General features: G+C 40.7%; 16 protein-coding genes. 5 read left to right on the forward strand and 11 right to left on the reverse strand.

Translation table 11 applies throughout. The features are described 5' to 3' along the window. Positions 1-11 precede the first annotated feature (11 nt). The 5 genes from QZ995_RS06185 to QZ995_RS06205 form a co-directional block, all read right to left on the reverse strand. The gene (locus tag QZ995_RS06185; protein ID WP_099421465.1) at positions 12-191 is read right to left on the reverse strand and encodes a hypothetical protein; all 180 of its coding nucleotides are present in this window, start codon (positions 189-191) and stop codon (positions 12-14) included. A gap of 126 nt (positions 192-317) precedes the next feature. Continuing rightward, the gene (gene deoD / locus QZ995_RS06190) at positions 318-1,028 is read right to left on the reverse strand and encodes a purine-nucleoside phosphorylase (RefSeq protein WP_301804433.1); all 711 of its coding nucleotides are present in this window, start codon (positions 1,026-1,028) and stop codon (positions 318-320) included. A 109-nt stretch (positions 1,029-1,137) separates the two neighbouring features. Further along, entirely contained in the window at positions 1,138-2,073 is a 936-nt protein-coding gene (locus QZ995_RS06195) for a S66 peptidase family protein (RefSeq protein ID WP_301804435.1), read from the reverse strand. A gap of 124 nt (positions 2,074-2,197) precedes the next feature. Beyond that, the gene (locus QZ995_RS06200) at positions 2,198-3,265 is read right to left on the reverse strand and encodes an ATP-binding protein (protein WP_301804438.1); all 1,068 of its coding nucleotides are present in this window, start codon (positions 3,263-3,265) and stop codon (positions 2,198-2,200) included. A gap of 264 nt (positions 3,266-3,529) precedes the next feature. Next, complete coding sequence (locus tag QZ995_RS06205; RefSeq protein WP_301804440.1) at positions 3,530-3,934, reverse strand: DUF2203 domain-containing protein; 405 nt, start codon at positions 3,932-3,934, stop codon at positions 3,530-3,532. Positions 3,935-4,125: 191 nt separating this feature from the next. Here QZ995_RS06205 and QZ995_RS06210 point away from each other — a divergent pair, with 191 nt between their 5' ends. Both QZ995_RS06210 and QZ995_RS06215 read left to right on the forward strand, forming a co-directional pair. Next, entirely contained in the window at positions 4,126-4,830 is a 705-nt protein-coding gene (locus QZ995_RS06210) for a SprT-like domain-containing protein (RefSeq protein WP_301804442.1), read from the forward strand. A gap of 18 nt (positions 4,831-4,848) precedes the next feature. Beyond that, complete coding sequence (locus QZ995_RS06215; protein WP_301804444.1) at positions 4,849-5,157, forward strand: hypothetical protein; 309 nt, start codon at positions 4,849-4,851, stop codon at positions 5,155-5,157. Between the two features lie 135 nt (positions 5,158-5,292). Here QZ995_RS06215 and QZ995_RS06220 read toward each other — a convergent pair whose 3' ends face one another. After that, positions 5,293-6,990, reverse strand: coding sequence for a M3 family oligoendopeptidase (locus QZ995_RS06220; protein WP_301804447.1), 1,698 nt, complete (start codon positions 6,988-6,990; stop codon positions 5,293-5,295). 330 nt (positions 6,991-7,320) lie between these two features. On the opposite strand from QZ995_RS06220, the gene QZ995_RS06225 reads away from it, so the two are divergent. Further along, on the forward strand, positions 7,321-8,319 hold the full coding sequence (locus QZ995_RS06225) for a BMP family ABC transporter substrate-binding protein (protein ID WP_301804449.1): 999 nt from the start codon (positions 7,321-7,323) through the stop codon (positions 8,317-8,319). A gap of 22 nt (positions 8,320-8,341) precedes the next feature. After that, complete coding sequence (locus tag QZ995_RS06230) at positions 8,342-10,198, forward strand: ATP-binding protein (protein ID WP_301804451.1); 1,857 nt, start codon at positions 8,342-8,344, stop codon at positions 10,196-10,198. Between the two features lie 86 nt (positions 10,199-10,284). Here the strand turns inward: QZ995_RS06230 and QZ995_RS06235 are convergent, their stop codons facing one another. After that, on the reverse strand, positions 10,285-11,727 hold the full coding sequence (locus QZ995_RS06235) for a nicotinate phosphoribosyltransferase (protein ID WP_301804453.1): 1,443 nt from the start codon (positions 11,725-11,727) through the stop codon (positions 10,285-10,287). Positions 11,728-11,741: 14 nt separating this feature from the next. Continuing rightward, on the reverse strand, positions 11,742-12,290 hold the full coding sequence (locus QZ995_RS06240; RefSeq protein WP_301804456.1) for a cysteine hydrolase family protein: 549 nt from the start codon (positions 12,288-12,290) through the stop codon (positions 11,742-11,744). A gap of 264 nt (positions 12,291-12,554) precedes the next feature. Between QZ995_RS06240 and QZ995_RS06245 the strand changes: the two genes are divergently transcribed. Continuing rightward, positions 12,555-13,544 carry a phosphotransferase gene (locus QZ995_RS06245; RefSeq protein WP_301804460.1) on the forward strand — a complete coding sequence of 330 codons (990 nt, stop codon included), beginning with the start codon at positions 12,555-12,557 and terminating at the stop codon, positions 13,542-13,544. A gap of 72 nt (positions 13,545-13,616) precedes the next feature. Here QZ995_RS06245 and dacB read toward each other — a convergent pair whose 3' ends face one another. From dacB to QZ995_RS06260, 3 genes are all read right to left on the reverse strand, one after another. Continuing rightward, complete coding sequence (gene dacB, locus QZ995_RS06250) at positions 13,617-16,502, reverse strand: D-alanyl-D-alanine carboxypeptidase/D-alanyl-D-alanine endopeptidase (protein WP_301804462.1); 2,886 nt, start codon at positions 16,500-16,502, stop codon at positions 13,617-13,619. Positions 16,503-16,803: 301 nt separating this feature from the next. After that, complete coding sequence (locus QZ995_RS06255; protein ID WP_301804465.1) at positions 16,804-17,436, reverse strand: NUDIX hydrolase; 633 nt, start codon at positions 17,434-17,436, stop codon at positions 16,804-16,806. Beyond that, positions 17,436-18,125, reverse strand: coding sequence for a metal-dependent hydrolase (locus QZ995_RS06260; RefSeq protein ID WP_301804468.1), 690 nt, complete (start codon positions 18,123-18,125; stop codon positions 17,436-17,438). Before QZ995_RS06260 ends, QZ995_RS06255 begins: the two co-directional genes overlap by 1 nt. Between the last annotated feature and the right edge of the window lie 122 nt (positions 18,126-18,247).

Consider the following 18,247-nt stretch of genomic DNA (forward strand, 5'->3'; position numbering starts at 1 on the left):
ATTTGAAAAAGTTAACTACAGCCTTTTTGAATGTTAGTTAAACGCCGGTCGATGGTTACTAGTTGACTCCGAATCTTCGACAAACGGTTTTCAGTACTATCCAATCGTTGATGAATGCCCAAAAGCCTGTGACGAATACGTTCCAATTGTTTCTCTGCACGCTCGGTTTGCTCTAATAATTGAGCTATCAACAATGACCATCTCCCTATGAATTAAACTCCACAATCTGTTTGTAACCGTTTTAATGCAGTTTGAAACCTTTTTACATAAAAAAATTGTCCCGCCCAATTCATAGGCAGGACGAGTAGAAGCATTGATTACGCTTCTGCAATAATAGCTTCCAATGCAACTTCAATCATTTGGTTAAAGGTGGTTTGACGCTCCATAGCTGTTGTTTCTTCACCTGTCAAAATGTGATCACTTACTGTGAGGACAGACAATGCGCGAGCACCAAATTGAGCTGCGATTGTGTACAGAGCAGTTGTTTCCATTTCAACCGCTAGGACGCCGTATTCAGCCAATTTTGGCAAACGAGTTGTATCATCATTGTAGAACGAATCACTAGTAAATACGTTACCAACCCTAGTCGGCATGTTACGTTCAGCAGCTACGTCATACGCTTTTTTCAACAAGTCGAAGTTAGCTGTTGGTGCATAATCGATATTGTTAAAACGTACTTTATTAACGGCAGAGTCAGAAGAGGAAGACATCGCAATGATAATGTCTCTAACCTTTACGTCTTTTTGGATCGCACCGCATGTGCCTACGCGAACCAAATTTTTCACGCCATAAGAGTTAATTAATTCATGAACATAGATAGAAATAGATGGTACACCCATTCCAGTTCCCATAACAGACACGCGTTTTCCTTTATAAGTACCTGTAAATCCTAGCATACCGCGAACATTATTAAAGCACTCTGGGTTCTCCAAGAATGTTTCAGCAATGTATTTGGCACGCAACGGGTCACCTGGTAATAAGATAGATTCTGCAATTTGGCCTTCTTTAGCTTCGATATGTACACTCATGTTCGTGTCCCTCCAGTTATGTAAGAGATAGTTGGACGGGCATCAAAAGAGACGCCTTTCGTATTATACCCTATCCTTCTTACATATCATAGCTAATTTATCACAATCCTCATTCTATCGTTAAACTTTCTTCCACACAAAGTATTCCTTCATGAGCGGTTACAGTACCTCTCACACCTAATGGTAAAGGGAGGTTAATAGGATCGTGACCGATTTGCATATTAGCCAGTGTAGGTTTCTGAAAAGGAACAATGATTCTTTCCAAAACCTCCTCCACCGTAAAGCTTTCTTTCCCCTCTCTTGAGGCACAAGCCTCCCAGGAGCCTAAGACGATTGCACTTGCATCAGAAAATTTACCTGCTAAAGCTAATTGAGTTAACATGCGATCCACTTGATACGGCTCTTCATCTATATCTTCTAAAAATAATATTTTATCCGTCGTATCAAGCTCGTATGCTGTTCCCAGCGTCGTACATATTAAGCTAAGATTCCCGCCAACTATAGTGCCAGATGCCGTACCTGGCACAAGACAACGAGCAGCTATATCAGGTGGATTTACGATTTCACCCAACGGCTCTGCACAAAAGAATGCCCGTTCTAAGTACTCTTTAGAAAGGGGATCAAAACCATTAACCGGTTCTACTGCTGCCATGGGTCCGTGCAGAGTAGCCAAGCAAGCTTCCTGCATAAATGCCGTATGCAACGCTGTAATATCACTGTAGCCAATAAATAACTTCGGATTCTCTGCTATAATGGAGTAATCCAATAAGTCTAAAAGCTGCGGTGTGCCATAGCCTCCTCGAAGACACCAAATCGCCCTCACCTCAGGATCGCTAAACATCGTTTCCAACTCACAGGCCCTATTTTCTGGTGTATCACTTAAATATCCTCCAAAGGATCGATAGCTGCTAGGCCCTACCTTAACACGAAATCCCATAGCTTCTACCTCGGATACCGCCTTCTCTACCCGATCCCCCTCTACTGGACTCGCGGGCGCTATTAATCCAACGCAATCTCCAACTCGTAATGTACGTCCTTTATTCATGTCCGTTTCCCCCTAGGTGTCTGATGAAATTGTTATTGTTCAAACTCATTTTCTATACGTATGAGCTGTATCAGGCCTTTTATCCCCGTTCCTTTCGAAAAATAACTATCGTCTTCAAATATTTTTATAAAGGATTGATGGGGAGGGCAACAGTGACAATCGTCCCCTCATTTTCCTGACTATGAATCATGATTCTCCCCTGATGCTGTTTCACGACTTGATAACACATAGTGAGTCCCAGTCCTGTTCCTTTTTCCTTCGTCGAATAAAAGGGTTCTCCTAACCGATGCAAGCGTTCTTCTTCAATGCCGATACCTTCATCCACGATTGCTATGCATACCTCTAGCTCGTTTACATACACTGTCAGAAAAATATCTCCCCCATCAGGCATTGACTCGGCTGCATTCATGAACAAGTTTAGTAAAACTCGCTTCATTAAGTCCCGATCGCAGCTAATCATGGGGATTTCTCCATAGAAATGAAAATCAATGTGGATATCTAGGATCAGGGATTGATTTTCTTCATAAAATAGCTCAATTGCTTCCTCTACAAGACTGGGAAGATACAGATAGTCACGTTGTATTGGTTCAGGTAAAGACAACTGCATAAATCCATCAACAATCTGTTCGATTCGTTCGAATTCTCCCCCCATGATTTGCAGATACTTCTGTATCCTCTCATCTCTGTTTTCCATTTGCTTCTCCATTAATTTAAGAAAACCCTTTAAAGAGGTTAAGGGATTACGTAATTCATGAGCAATGGCAGCTGAGAGCTGACCTACTACCCATAGCTTCTCAGATTTACACAGCTTCTCTTCCACAAGCTTTCGTTCGGTAATATTGCGTACAATCCCAACTACAAATTGAGTTGAATTTGCTTGCTGAATGGGATGTAAGGCAATTTCGTACGTAGAGGTACCAAGCGGAGCGTTCAGACTTTCTTCATATTCGACTGTGGATTGCTGTTGTACGGCCTCTAAACATTTATCCACAGAAAAGAGCATTGATTCTTCTTTGAAAGAGGCTTGTATAGGTTTTCCAACAACGTCCTCATATTCATATCCAGTAGCTTCTAAAAATGCTTCATTTGCCTGTAACACAACGAATTGCTGATCTGCCGTTACTTCTATCAAGAAGATAATGTCTTTTACTTGATTCATCAGAAATGAAAACGTGGCCAACTCAGTTTGCATTGTTTTCCCTCTCCAGCTTTACGATCCTTTATTGTCTACTAAAAAACATCCTCCTCTTAGATTCGCCCCTGTATATCTATTTTCTTGCAATCAGCTTTCTCTAAACTGCAAAAACGGATTGCTAGTCTTGTCTATAATAGAACAGCAATCTAGATCTACAGCTACATAAAAGAAAGGGACAAGCATGTTTCCTCCGCTCATCCCTCGTTCGTTCGTATTATAAAAATACTTTTGGCCATAGGCTAAGAAGAAGCTGTGTAGGAGCTACGAGATTTTTCTTCTCCCAAGAAATCCTTCTTCCACACCATGATAGTGGCTAACACTCCCCTCTCCCAGCTTCCAACAGAGATATACCTCTACTCCATCTAGAATGGCCGGAAAATCCACTAACCCAAGCTCTACCTCTTTAACCTTCATACCATGTCTTTCGATCGCTTCAGCATGCATGGTATATTCCATATGCAAAAACTCTATCTGACATTCTAATTCAAAAACCTCATGATCCGCAAAGTCATTAATCCCAATATGGTCAACATGACTTTTGACGATTTGCAAGCGGTGATATTTCTCAGAAATTTCGCGCTTTTGATCTCGTAAAAAAAGGAGCTCTTTTTCTAGAAACGGGATATATTGATTCGCTTCTTCTAGACTAAAGTATTTCTTGCTCATACAGACTTTCTCCCTTCTACGTAATAATTTTACTTATAAATAACACCAGACTTATCGCATTATTCATTTTTCTTCTAAATATTTTACATGAAAACGTCTTCTAATGTAATCCAAAGAACTGTAAATACCTGGTCTCTAAAGGTAGCTATTTTTTCTTGCCATCTTTGTTTTACTCTCGCTACAATAGAGATATGAATAGTAAACAAAAACCAACAGCCCTCATGTTAAAATATTTATACGCCCACCTTTTTGTTGTGGACCTAAAACGTGAATTGGAGCTGGAGAAGCTCTCCTATCAGGACGTATATGATTTTATTCAGCAAATAAAACGTTTAACAAAGGAAAAACAACAAACGTTATCACTCTCTAGTAGCTTTCAAGAGAGAGCTATTTGGAGAATTGATACTTCTTCCTCCGCGGAACTGTATCAAATTGGCAATCAATTAAGCCTTCATTATTTTGGCCGTCCTTGTAAAATTCCTATCGAATGGGATAAATCAGTAAAGGATGCCGCAGGAAGGTTTATTTTTGAGCGAACCTATCAAAAGCCTATTAAAATCGTACAAAGCCTGTGGCAATACAATCAATTTGGCGCCCAGCATGTCATCGCCACTCTTAAGCATGAGCTTGCTCATTACCATCTGTGCTTGCAAAATAAGCCCTTTGCGGATGGTACGCCAGAATTCGTAACCGAATGTAAACGCATAGGGGCTCCCTTATTTGCGGTTAAAATGCTGGAAGGTTATCAGACATACTGTTCTGAGTGCGGCAGAAAGGCAGATATTTTAAAAAAAGCGCGTAAAAAAGATAAAAGCCCTTGCTGTAAAGCGACACTCTTATGCAAAGAGTATGTCATTCGTTTGCCTGATGGACGTCTTGTAGAAGTAGAAGTGTAATTGTAAAGGAGAAGGAAAATGAGCCGCAAAGAAATTGAGGAACAGATTATCCGACAATATCAGCATGATGAACATATGATGATTCTAGTCTTTGCACAATGGTGCATCAATCATGGACTTGATCCACATGAGCTATATCAGAGAGCGTATCCCAAGCAAGGTCAAAATCCATTGCTTAACCAAATCATGGAGCTGACCGTTCCCAGGGAAGAAGCCGGCACGATTGAAAATGCTACACTGCTTGCTATGCTATCCATGTATGAAAATGATGATCTTGCCTGCGTGGTGAGTGAGGAGATAGAGAGAGTAGCAGCACCTAAAAGCTAAGAACTGATTTATTACTTACAAGCAAAGCCTACTGCTACGAAGTTAAAAATCTGAATGTGTGAAAGGCGGATGATCGGGCGTACGTATTAGCTTGTCGCGTACACCCGATCTTTCTATTTATTCCCCGCTACATTCTTACATATTTTCATAATCAGCTTGTTCTAACCAATCTACAATGTCCTTAACAACTGAATCTAGACAGCCTGCTGTAAATGGAGAGCGCAGCCCTGCCAGCTCGACAATCTCCGTAAAGCTTTTGCTGCCTCCTACTTCGCAAATACGCAAGTAGTTTTTCCACGCTTGTTCTCGATCTTTATTTGCTAATTGCCAAAACTGGAAGGCACAGATTTGAGCGAGACCATAATCAATATAATAAAATGGATACTTGAAGATATGGCGCTGCTGATGCCAGTAGTTTCCGCGCTCTAAATAATCATTCTCTTCAAAGTTGTAGTAAGGACGGTACTCCCGTTCTAGCTGCCTCCATGCTTGTTTGCGATCCTCGGGGCTTGCTGTGTGATTTTCGTAAACATAATGCTGGTATTCATCCACCATGCAAATATACAGAATGGAGGAAAGACTATCATGTACATGCTCATATTTAAATTTCTCAGCGTCCTCTTTAAAAAAGAGAGACATCCATGGCCAGGTTAAAAATTCCATGCTCATGGAATGAATCTCTGCTGATTCACTAGTTGGAAAGATACATTCTGGCATGGGGATGTGCCTACTGGAATAAGCTTGGAAGGCATGACCTACCTCATGTGTTAGCACAACAACATCATGGGAAGTTCCATTAAAGTTGGCAAAAATAAATGGAACTTGTTGCTCCTGAAAATAGTCACAGTAGCCGCCTGTTGCCTTTCCTTTTCTGCTATACACATCAAGCAAGCCTTTATCTACCATCATTTGAAAAAACTCATTCGTCTCAGGTGATAGCTCCTTATACATTCTTTTCCCGTTTTCTAAGATCCACTCCGGCTCTCCCTTAGGGACTGGATTTCCAGAAGGAAACAACAAAGGATCATCGTAATAAGTTAAAGTCGAGACTCCAATGTGTTGTCGCTGACGTTCTTTTAGCCGGTTCAGGGCTGGTACAATCTGCTTTTTCACTTGTTCACGGAATACTCCAACCATCTCTTGGTTATAGTCAATTCGTTGCATACGGGCATAGCCTAGCTCCACGAAGGAAGGAAAGCCCAGCTGATGTGCGATAGCTGTTCTGATTTTAACAAGCTTGTCAAATATGTGGTCTAGTTCTGCTTCATGATCTTTCATATATTGATATTTTGCATCACTGGCTTTTTTACGAATATCCCGATCGGTTGATTGCTGATACGGGCCTAGTTCGGGTAAGGATAGTTCCTTGCCATCAAATTCAGCCTTGGCACTGGCTATCAATTTTACATATTCGCTACAATATTTATTCTCCTCCTGCAGATCATGAAGAACATCTGGAGAGAAGGTACTCATTTGCTTTTCTGCCAATGTAAAATAAACCTTCCCCCACTTTTGCTCATGCTTCTCTCTGTGGCGAGAATGTAAAATTGCACGATAGTATTCGTTCTTCCACTCATCAAAGTAAGGAACCTGCTCATCGTAAAATTCTTGTTCTTTCTTATAAAAGTCATCTTCCGTGTTTATACAAAAACGATTGCTAGCGATGCTCCATGCTGTTAGAAATTTTCGTTGTAAGGCGAGTATAGTCGTTATGGCTGCTTCTTCTTGTTCATAAGTACTTATTTCTGTAAATTTATTCAATTGTTCAGTAAATTCTTCCTTCAATTGAGACATATCAATTCGTTCATACGGAAAATCCTTAAATTGTAACATGTTGTGTTATCTCCCCCTTATCTAATTTGGATTCGTTTTATAAAGGAAAACTCCTGCTTTTTTGCTGGGATCACTTAAAAATCACCATCATTAGAAAATATCATTTCAATATGTCTATTTTCCTGCTATATTTGTATCATTTAGCCTATCTCTCGTTTTTTATTACAATTTATACTTTAAGAGGATAAAATTTACTTATTTCAAAAAAACATCTTTTATGTTATTAATATGTATGATTAAACCAAGCAGGAAATTGTTATTATTTGTCGAATCTTGCAAATGAGAACTAATGTTCAAATATGGTATATGTCACCTATGGGAGGAAATGAAGTGACCGAACAATCCAAGGGTTTCGTCTACATTATTGGAGCTTTGGTAATCTGGTTACTTTTGCTCCTAACCTTTCAGTTTCTATTAAATATGAAACAAATCCAAGGGTTCACACGAAAAAATGTAGCCGAGCATCAAATTGCTTTACTTTTAGAAGGTCCTACTTTCGATCAAGCTTGGAATAGCGCAGCTCTGCAGACTATGTATAAGCTGCAAGACAAGTATCATTTTGATCTAGAGATCGTTCAGGAAGTGGATAGACATAAAATTAAGGCAGTCGCATCCAATCTGGCAGAGTCAGGATATGATTTAATCATGGGTCACGGAATCGTTTTCTCTGAACCCTTTGCAGAAGTGGCTGCCATGTATCCCAATACAAGGTTTGTCACTCTTAACGGAACGGCCAGTCATCCAAATCAAACAGTCATTCAATTTGATATGGAACCAGCCGGTTATCTTATCGGCAAGCTGGCTACCCTGATGTCCAAAACGAAGACTGTTGGCTTTATCGTTGCAGATATGCCTAATGATAGGCCTCTTGCGAAGGGATTAGAGCGTGGAGTGAAAGAGACAGACCCTTCCGTAAAAGCTTTGATAAGGTTTATTCCAGATTACAATGATACAAAGGCCGCAGTCAAAGCCGCCCGGAATTTGATGACTGAACATAAAGCTGATGTGATTTACTCTGCAGGTGATAGTATTAATTTACAAGTAATAAATGAGGTGCAAAAACAAAATGTCCTTGCTATCGGATATATTAGTGACCAGCGTTTCTTAGCTCCGAACCATGTAATTTCCAGCCTCGTGCAAGACGTAGAGCAGGTTTATACGACCTTAATTGAACAATATCTTCAAAAAAGACTTGAAAGTGGTACTGTATTGTATGGGCTGAATGAGAATGTAAATTGCTTGGGTCCTTATGGAAAGATGGTTCCTCTTTCCGTCCAACTAGAAATGAATCGTACCATAGAAAATCTAAAACGAGCCAATGCCCATTGATCATGGCTTAGGAGGGATATTAATGTCCCCTTTTCGCAACATGGGATTTCAGATGAAAATGATGTTAAGTTACTTTGTGATGATGCTTCTCATTGGCTCCGTTGCAATTCTGAATAGTTATCAGATCACCAAGGTAACCTCTGAGGAATCTCATTTAACGCAAAAGGTTGTTCCACAAATCAATGCTTTATTAGAATTAAAAAATCAATTGTATACGAAAATGTTTGCCTTACAAATGTATGTATCAACACGTGAACCTAATTATTTGGAAAAATACTATACTGTTTTTGAAATGCGAGATACGTTTACCATGTTGAAACGAAATGAGGAAAACAAGGAATTTTTCCAAATCATCGACCTTATTCATGAATTAGATCTTATTTTTCTAAATAAAGTTGATCCATTACTGAAAGCCAACAACGTAGACGCTGTTACCTTCGTCTTAACAACAGAGGTAGACCCTAAAATCGCTTACTTAGAAAAGTTCGTCAGTCTATCCTTACGAACAATTGAAACAAAAACATCAGAAGAAGTGCTAAACAGCAGCAAACGACTAAAATTTTCACTCATTATTACATATACCATTTCGGTGGCCTCTATTTTGTTCGGCTTATTTTGTACCCTCTACTTCCGAAAAGAACTAATGCGTCCGATTCGCTCGCTCCTAAGACAGGTGCGCGAGGTTTCGAATGGAACTTTTGGTCAGCAAATTACGTACAGTGTACGCGATGAATTTTATGAACTAGCACAAGAATGTAACAAGATGTCGCGCAATATCTCTCTTCTCTTTCAACAAGGAGAACGCCAAAATCAAATTTTGGCCCAAGAAAAGCATGTTCGAGAGCAAATTCTTGATTCCTTGCCTGTCGGGATCATTACCCGCCATTTTGTTACTGGTGAAGTTTATATTAACCGCAAGGCCTTGGAATTAGTACAGCTAGATGAAGAATCATATCCGCGTACAGTGACTCCGCAAGTCTGGGTCTCAAAAGATGATCCAAGCGTGGATTGTGATTCCGTTTGGTTTGAGAATAAAAAAATGGAGCTATTACATAAAAATGACTCTCCTTTTCTTGGTTTAGTATCCTACGTACCTTTACGTGATAATGATCAAGGAAATATGGGATGGATGGTTGTTTTATCCGACATTACCGAACAAGAGCAGGTACAACAATATATTAACCAATCCGAAAAACTAGCCTTGGTCGGACAATTAGCTGCTGGTGCCGCTCATGAAATTCGTAACCCTCTAACAGTAATCTATGGATTTATTCAATTGCTGCAACAAAAGCTAACAAAAGAAGAACGTAAAAAATATCACCTATCACTTGTCCTGCAAGAGATAGAGCGTGTGAACAAAATCGTTACGGAAATGTTACTGTTGTCAAAACCCTCAACGCCTATAAATCGTGAAATTCCTGCCTTGGAGCTATTGAACTCTATTTTTACCTTAACCAAGGGGGAAGCTCTTCTGCATGGAATTGAAATGAAATTTATTTGCCCTCCAACCATTTCGCTTTATGTTGATCAGGAGCAGATGAAGCAAGTCTTGTTAAATTTAATGAAAAATAGCATGGAGGCAATGCCACAGGGAGGACAACTAAAAGTTGTCTGCACAGAAACAACATCAGGCGTACGCATTCGCATTATTGATACCGGGAATGGTATCCCTGAAGAATATCTATCTCGTGTGATGGACCCTTTCTTCTCTGTGAAAGAAGGCGGGACTGGCTTAGGTCTGCCTATTACAATGCGCCTTGTGAGCAATCATGGTGGTGAAATGCAAATCGAAAGTAAATTGGGTAAAGGTACTACGATTACCATTGATCTTCCCCACCAACCTAAAAAGGCTGACGAACCAGATCATAATGAGCAGTAAGAAAATCATTGCCAGCTGTTAACATCTTGCACTTCAACAAATGAAGAGGGCGCTCGGTTAATCGAACGCCCTCTTATTCATCTGCTTTATTTTTGTTTATGCTCCGAAATGAGATTCATTTTGGTGTCCCAGACTAATTGACTTAAATCAACTGGATACCTCTCCGGATTTAATTTACGCAGATATTCATCCCAAAACAGTTGATACTGTTGTTTATGATATTCTTTAATCTCTTCAAGAGTAGGAGATTGATACACTAAGACTCCATCTTTATAGATCGTTTGCAATAATTCGATTGCCTCGTAGTTCTCCACGAATTTATGAAGATAAACGTGAACTGGATCAAATAACATAATACGCGGCAGGCCATGAACCTGTTCTTCTGCCATTGCGATATAATCTCCTTCAGCCTTACCCGTATCCTTGTTAATCACTCGATATACACGTTTGTTCCCTGGAGTCGTAATTTTTTCTGGATTTCCTGAGATTTTAATCGTCGGGATGTAGTGATCTCCTTCTTTCTTCGCTACCACCTTATATACTCCACCTAATGCCGGATTATCCTCCGCTGTGATGAGCTTGGTTCCCACACCCCAAGTATCAATCTGAGCACCTTGCATTTTTAGATTGAATATCACATTCTCGTCTAAATCATTGGATGCTATAATCGCTACCTCCGGAAAACCTGCATCATCTAGCATCTTGCGGGCTTTTCTCGACAAATAAGCAATATCCCCACTATCGAGCCGAATGCCTTTTAATTGCTTTCCTTCTTTACGTAGCTTTTCTCCCACCTTTATGGCGTTAGGCACTCCGCTTTTTAACGTATCATATGTATCCACAAGCAAAACCACATTTTCAGGAAGTGCCTTTGCAAATTTCTCAAACGCTTCCTCCTCTGTAGCATGGTCCTGCACCCACGAATGGGCGTGCGTACCCTTTGTAGGAATTTTAAACAACATACCAGCTCTCATGTTTGACGTGGCATCAAAACCCGCCAAATAGGCCGCGCGTGCCCCCCATACGGCGGCGTCTGCTTCCTGTGCTCGTCTTGTTCCAAACTCCAGCAAAGTTTCATTTGGAGCGATTAAACGAATACGTGCCGCCTTTGTCGCAATTAAAATCTGGTAGTTGATAAAGTTTAGAATGGCAGTTTCAATTAATTGTGCTTCAAAGACACGAGCTTCTACCTGTAGCAATGGCTCATTTGGAAAAATGATGGTTCCCTCAGCCATACAACGAAGCTGACCTGTAAAACGCAATTTTGCTAGCTCTTCTAAGAAAGCAGGCTCATAATTTTCTTCCTGCTCAGCTAAATACTCCAGCTCTTGTTTCGTAAAGTGCAGATTGTCAATATATTCAATAACCCGTTGTAATCCGGCAAACACAGCAAAGCCATTTCCAAAAGGCAGCTTTCGGAAATAAGCCTCAAAAACACGAATTTGATTGTGTGTACCATTTTTCCAATGAGCATACATCATGTTGATCTGATATTTGTCCGTATGTAACGTCAAATTCTCATAGTTCACAGCTGGCAGCTCCTTTATTTTGACACGACGGTAGCACCCATCGCATTCTTGAAGTGTTGCAAGGCCCACTCGTGCCCTGTAGCCGAAAAGCTTTGCACGGCATCCTCATGAATGACCACTTGATATCCGCGGTTATAGGCATCAACTGCCGTATGGAGTACACAAATATCCGTGCATACACCGGCTAAATGCACTTCCGTAATGCCTTTTGCTCGCAGGCGAATATCCAAGTCGGTTCCCGCAAAAGAACTGTATCTTGTTTTATCCATCCAGATAATACGTTCTTTATTTTGTTCGTAAATCGTTTGAATCTCTCCATAAAGATCGCGGCCATGTGTTCCACGAATATTATGAGGAGGATATAATTTTGTCTCCGGATGGTCAGGATCATTCTCTTCATGAAGATCAACAGCCATGATAATCTCGTCCCCGTTTTGCAGAAATTCTTCTATCAACGAACGTATGCGATTCTCAATAGCTTGTCCAGGTGCTCCACATGTTAGCGCTCCCTTATCTGCTACAAAGTCAACCGTATAATCAATAACAACTAGTGCACGATTCATAGCCACATCTCCTTCCCGAAGGCGGCTCTTCATGTAAATGTGTGCCGCTTTGCATTCATATGCATCATTGTATGATGAGGACATACCGTTGTCAAACCAAGAAAATAGCCTGTTTTCCTTCACGAAATCACATCCCCGGCCCCAGTATTTTACATTATAATTTTTGACACTTGGTTACGCGGATTCAAGTGGGTACAGGTACACAACTCTTCATTTGCGTCATAGACTGAAAAAGATACTGACTTAGAGGATGTGGGCATTCTCATGAACAAGCTACTTGCAAATCAAGTTAAAAAACATTTTGGCTTGACAATACGTTCAAGTAAAAATTTAAGTAGAATTTCATCTGTACATGTAAGTAAAATCGTAACCGACCAAGGCATCTATCTTCTGAAAGGAAAGGAAGAGCAGGAGAGCCGTATGTGTTACATCCGTGCAGCCCAACAGCATCTACATGAAAAAAATGTTTTAATCCCCCGTGAATATCTAACAGTAAACGGACAGCCATATTTCACATTCGAAAACAAACGATACATTTTACAGGAGTGGATTAAAGGGAAAAGTCCCACTGTTTCTTCCCTGAAAAACATTGTAAAGCTGGGTAAACTTATCGGTCGGTTTCATCAGCGCTCCTTAGGATTTTCTCCCCCGGCAGGCTGTAGAGCCATGGGTGCCTTAGACTGGGAAAATGAGTATCAAGCGGATAAAAAACGTATCGACCAGTGGTATAAGAAGCATCTACATTCTGATTCTCCTAAAATCAAGTGGATTATACGTTATTGCAAACGGTTTAGCACGCGTGCCGAATGGGCCTATCAAAAGCTGCTTGCTTATCCTTTTTATCACGAATGGAAATCGTACCCAGATGAACAGCATTATCTATGTCACGGGGATTATCATCCTCGAAACACCATGTTTCAGAAAGACACTCCTTATCTTATCGACTGGGAAGATATCCGACACGATTTTGTTTCCAAGGATATTTCTCGTATGCACTTTATGATCATGCGCAAGCATAAAGCCTTTAGTCCCTCACGCTTTGAGTCTTTTTTACAGGCGTATCAACAGCAAAACCCACTACAGTCTCATGAATTAGGGCTTCTGTACATTGACCTTTCGTTTCCCCACATGTTTGAGCGTTTTCTGCGAAAAAGACTTTATAAGAAAATGAATACAAAAGAAGTAGCTTCGTTTGTTAAGAATGAATGGAAAAAAACGCTTTACATGTGCCGAAAAGCCAAGCTTTATTGCTGAGCTTGGCTTTTCTCTGTAAACATTTTTCAGCTTCGAAAAAAATTCACCACTATAGTATAGAAGATCCTTTCTTTATTCTTGATAAGAAGCTAATAATTCAAAGACTTTATCCTCCCATTTGCTCATTTTTTCTGGAGAACGGATATGGCCATTGAGAATAATGGTTACAGCTAGACGTTCATTCTTTTTCGTAGTAATATAGCCGCTTATGCTAGATACACCCTGCAATTGGCTACTCAATGCGCGTAGATTACCTTGAGCATCTGTCCGTTTTAACCTGTTTTTCAGTGTTCCATCCACACCAGCGATCGGCAGGGAGTTATAATATAACGGATATTCCTTTTGCCAAGCTAATTTAAGTAATGCATCGTTTAGTTGCCGAGCTGAAAGTAAATTATAGCGAGTCACTCCTGAAGCATCAAGAATATCGTAGCTAGTATTTACGCCCCAGGCTTTTAGAATCTCCTGTGTAGCTGCTACCCCTGCCTCAGTCGTTCCCTTGCCTGCTTTCCTTGCCCCTATTGTTTTATTGACCATCTCTGCAATCAGATGATCATCATTTTTATTCTGCAGGGTCAAGATATCTTCCAGTACCATGGATCGCACTTCTCCTAGCTTAATCGCCTCTCGTGTCACTTGTCCCAAGAGTACTTTACTAGCAGGCGATATCTTGATACCTGCATCCTTCATTTTCTGTAGAAATAATACTCCCGAATAAATAGCCGGTTCCTCCACCGAAACAAGCTCCTTCTGCTCTTTGGTGCCCATCGGCAATTCTCCAAGCAAATGAAAAATGTTTTTAGACCGTTCTTTTTTCAACTGAAATGTTTGCTTTGCTCCCTTACCGACAGTGGACGCCTCTTGATAAATGACAACATAATTAGTTTTTGGCCACATATCAAAGATTACTGGACCGCCAATTTTTAAACCAGGCTTATAGGTAAGCTTTACTTTTCCAGCTTCACTTGTAAGAGCGCTGATTTTTGCAAGTTGCTTCTCCGTATCCCACGGCCAGCCCACGCCTACTAATTGACGGTCAAAATAGCTCTGATCAACCAGAATATTTCCATCTACCTGTGTAATTCCTTTATCTAGTAGAAAACGAACTAATTGTTCTAATGTAGGTCCTTGCCCCTCATCATTTTGATGATCTGCACGTAGGGTTGGGTCCCCGTATCCTTTGACAATGATATCTCCTTCTAGCACACCATTTGCATTAGCAGGTTTTGACAGGAATACTTCTGTTTTAAAAGAATAATTCTCTCCCAAGGTCAAAAGGGCTCCAATACTCGTCAGCTCCTTACTAACTGTACCCGGTGTTAACAAACGATCCGCCTGATGCTCATACAATGTGGCTTTTGACCCTGTTCGGTCTAAGGAGGTAACGATCATACTGCCGTGCACATTGGATAGGGCTGGATCTTCCCACAACGGGTCAAGCAAGGCGCTTAGCTCATAGGTCGAATTGGTTGATACTTCAGCCGGGAGTTCCGGCAGCATAGGATATTCGGTTAACACAGTCCCAATCGAATCTTGTAGCTGAGTTGCAAACTTTGATTTATAAATTCCATTAATCATAATGGAGAAGGCTAGCTTATCGCCGTTCGCAGCTGTAACGTACCCCGATAAGCAGTTTACACCGCCCATTGAGCCTGTTTTGGCTATTAGATTATGAGCTGCTTTATTCTCTCTCATACGACTTTTTAATGTGCCATCGATGCCGGCAATAGGTAAACTGGCTTCAAATGCTTCTCGATACTCCTTTTTTTGCACATAGCGAAGAAGAGCAATCATTTGATTGGGTGTGATCAAATTAAGACGTGACAAGCCTGATCCATCTACCTGCACATATGCTCCGGGAAATTTAGCCCCGCGCAGCACCTCGGCAATCGCCTCTGTACCAGTAGGCCAGCTACCTTTTCCTTTTTTTACAGCCCCCAGCGTTTTGGTTAGCATCTCTGCATAAAAATTATCACTGTCTTTATTTAATTCCAGTATGATTTCTGATAAAGGACGAGAGTAATGAGTCACCAGAGGTGTTCCTTTGACTAAGCTAGTTTTTTGAACCGATTTCTTGTCAATCAATAAGATCCCTTCTGACTGAAGAATAGACTGAAACATTTCACCGGCGTACAGTGCAGGGTCTTCCATGGTAACGTTTTCTTTATAGGGCATGGCATCTCTATCAATACTGCCTTTTATTATGAGTTGGTTATGCCCAATCGTCCGTTCAACCGTGATCTCGGTCTCCTTGCTATCGGTCGTCGTGACAGACGAAATAACCTTTACGTACTCATTTATGGGTGTTATGCTGACGGTAGCTGGTTTACCGACTTCTTTTGCAGGCGCAATTACTAGCTCTATGCTATTTTTATGTAAGGATAATCCGCTGATTTGTGCGCTATAAGCATAAACCTCATCATCCCACATCCAAGCTGACCCGAGGCGTATATCATCGAAATAACTTTCATCCACATACACCTGACCTTGAATGCGTGTGATCCCTTTTTGTTTCAATTCAGACGCTATTTGCTGAAAATCTTTTGTTTGTAAGGTTGGATCACCGTAGCCTTTTATTATTACATCTCCTTGAAGTACCCCATCTTGTTCTACTTTTCCTTCTGTATATATTTCGGTTTTAAATTGATAATCAGCACCTAATTCCTCCAAAGCAGCAGCTGCAATAAACAGTTTCATATTAGATGCCGGGATAAAATTCTTATCTGCCTCATGCTGATATAGGAAGGCTTCCTTATTCAGATTGTATACAGAGATTCCTGCATACATCCCTTTGCTTACATCCTCGTGCGAAAGCTTTTCAAGCAACGAATCTATCTGACGGCCAACCATGCTTGCTTCCATTTTGCTTGCCAATGCGGTGACAGGTGTAAGGACCAACTGCATGAGAAGCACCACTGTAAGCACGCAGCGTAGCGTAAGACTGTTTTTTCCCCTCATTGCTTTCCTCCTTCTACTATATAGAGTAAACAAAGCCAAGCGTTGCCATGCATGTGCAGAAAAAACCGACAACCGCGCGAAAGAGAGGTACCCTTACCCTTAAATAAGCAAAAAAAAGGAAAACTAGAACCATAAATTCATAAAATACAAGCCATTTCTTACGCTATTGATCATCTTATAATTATTTTTCCCACTCTTCTGACATTACAAACCAAAGAAGACATGGTACTGTAGGACACTGTCCCTATATACCATGTCTTCCTCGGTTTTCCGCTATGTTTCATTTGTCCTTATTGCGTGATTACCTGCGAAAAAATTGTAAAAAATGCAGTAGAATCCGTGCAGTTAATCCCCAGATAATTCGGCCATCTGCTTCATAAAAATATTCAGGGAGCTTTCCATGTCTCCACTTATAATCTCGCCCGTTCGCAATTAGATGATACGGGAAATCCTCCCCTGGCTCAAAGCGTAGATCAATATCAAAGCGATCAGGTGTCGTATCCAAAAGCGTTCGTAACGACACAGCAAAAACTTCTTCCACTTCATCCGGGTTAGGAGCTAGCTCAGAGATTTTCCTATGTATAAATCCAACATAAGGATAAATTAGCAAGCTTGAAGACAAAACTAAAATGTCTAAATCTCCTGCATACTTAATCTTATCAGGATCAAGCCCCAATTCTTCTGACGTTTCTCGTCTGGCTGCTTCCCATTCATTATGATCGCTGGGCTCAATATGGCCGCCTGGAAAACAAATTTCACCCGCCTGTCTTCTTAGCGTGGAAGCACGCTTTTCAAATAAAACAGACCATTCTCCATGTTCATCACGGATCAATGGCACAAGTACAGCCGTTCTGCGAGATTCTTCCTGGCCTAAAATGCCACGCTGACGGGTGGATAGTTGTTTAACAACACTTTCTATCTGTTGATCATTCATTATATCTCCCAGCTTTCTCCCGGCTGCATTACTTTGCCCTGTATGCCCTTTTTGGCTAACTCCTTAACAAAAGCATGTCCATCCTGTTTAATTGGCGGGAACGTATCAAAGTGAATGGGTACGACTGTTTTGGCTCTAGTCCATTCCGCGGCCAGTAAAGCATCTTCCGGTCCCATTGTATAATGGTCTCCTATTGGCAAAAAGGCAAGATCTGGTTGATGCAGCTCACCAATTAGTCTCATATCGGCAAAAAGCCCTGTATCTCCTGCATGGTAAAGGGTTTTTCCTCCCATTTGGATAATCAGTCCAGCAGGCATTCCTGTATAAATAATCTGTTGTTCGTCATTAAAAACAATGCCTGTACTATGAAATGCTTGCGTCATTTTTACAGAACCAAATGGTAGCTGAACTTTTCCCCCAAGGTTAAATCCAACCGTTTTGGCACCTTTCCAGTTGAGGTAATGGGCCAGTTCTACCATGCAATAAATCGTAGCATCATTTTGTTTCGCAATCTGCACAGCATCGCCAATATGATCACCATGTCCATGCGTTAACAAAATGTAGTCTACTTTTATATCTTCTGGCTTACTTGTTGTAATAGGGTTTCCTGTCAAGAATGGATCAATAATGATGGAATGCTGATCATGAGTTAATTGTACACAAGAGTGTCCATGAAATTGAATGCGCATTATAACCCTCTTTTCATCTGTGTAATATCCATTATTATACACGAAAAAAACCGAAACTGTCCTTTTTTGTTCCGTTCATATAGCAAAAAGAGCCGTCTTAAAAACGGCTCTTCAGAATCTAA

This window comes from Brevibacillus laterosporus (assembly GCF_030489605.1).
GTDB classification, from domain to species: Bacteria; Bacillota; Bacilli; order Brevibacillales; family Brevibacillaceae; genus Brevibacillus_B; species Brevibacillus_B laterosporus_E.

What these genes read in the sequence shown, in the direction of transcription:
- QZ995_RS06260 (WP_301804468.1), bottom strand. Translation starts at nt 18,125, where the DNA reads ATGCGCATTCAATTTCATGGACACTCTTGTGTACAATTAACTCATGAT.
- QZ995_RS06255 (WP_301804465.1), bottom strand. Translation starts at nt 17,436, where the DNA reads ATGAATGATCAACAGATAGAAAGTGTTGTTAAACAACTATCCACCCGT.
- QZ995_RS06210 (WP_301804442.1), top strand. Translation starts at nt 4,126, where the DNA reads ATGAATAGTAAACAAAAACCAACAGCCCTCATGTTAAAATATTTATAC.
- QZ995_RS06240 (WP_301804456.1), bottom strand. Translation starts at nt 12,290, where the DNA reads ATGAATCGTGCACTAGTTGTTATTGATTATACGGTTGACTTTGTAGCA.
- QZ995_RS06245 (WP_301804460.1), top strand. Translation starts at nt 12,555, where the DNA reads ATGAACAAGCTACTTGCAAATCAAGTTAAAAAACATTTTGGCTTGACA.
- deoD (WP_301804433.1), bottom strand. Translation starts at nt 1,028, where the DNA reads ATGAGTGTACATATCGAAGCTAAAGAAGGCCAAATTGCAGAATCTATC.
- QZ995_RS06215 (WP_301804444.1), top strand. Translation starts at nt 4,849, where the DNA reads ATGAGCCGCAAAGAAATTGAGGAACAGATTATCCGACAATATCAGCAT.
- QZ995_RS06195 (WP_301804435.1), bottom strand. Translation starts at nt 2,073, where the DNA reads ATGAATAAAGGACGTACATTACGAGTTGGAGATTGCGTTGGATTAATA.
- QZ995_RS06230 (WP_301804451.1), top strand. Translation starts at nt 8,342, where the DNA reads ATGTCCCCTTTTCGCAACATGGGATTTCAGATGAAAATGATGTTAAGT.
- QZ995_RS06205 (WP_301804440.1), bottom strand. Translation starts at nt 3,934, where the DNA reads ATGAGCAAGAAATACTTTAGTCTAGAAGAAGCGAATCAATATATCCCG.
- dacB (WP_301804462.1), bottom strand. Translation starts at nt 16,502, where the DNA reads ATGAGGGGAAAAAACAGTCTTACGCTACGCTGCGTGCTTACAGTGGTG.
- QZ995_RS06200 (WP_301804438.1), bottom strand. Translation starts at nt 3,265, where the DNA reads ATGCAAACTGAGTTGGCCACGTTTTCATTTCTGATGAATCAAGTAAAA.
- QZ995_RS06220 (WP_301804447.1), bottom strand. Translation starts at nt 6,990, where the DNA reads ATGTTACAATTTAAGGATTTTCCGTATGAACGAATTGATATGTCTCAA.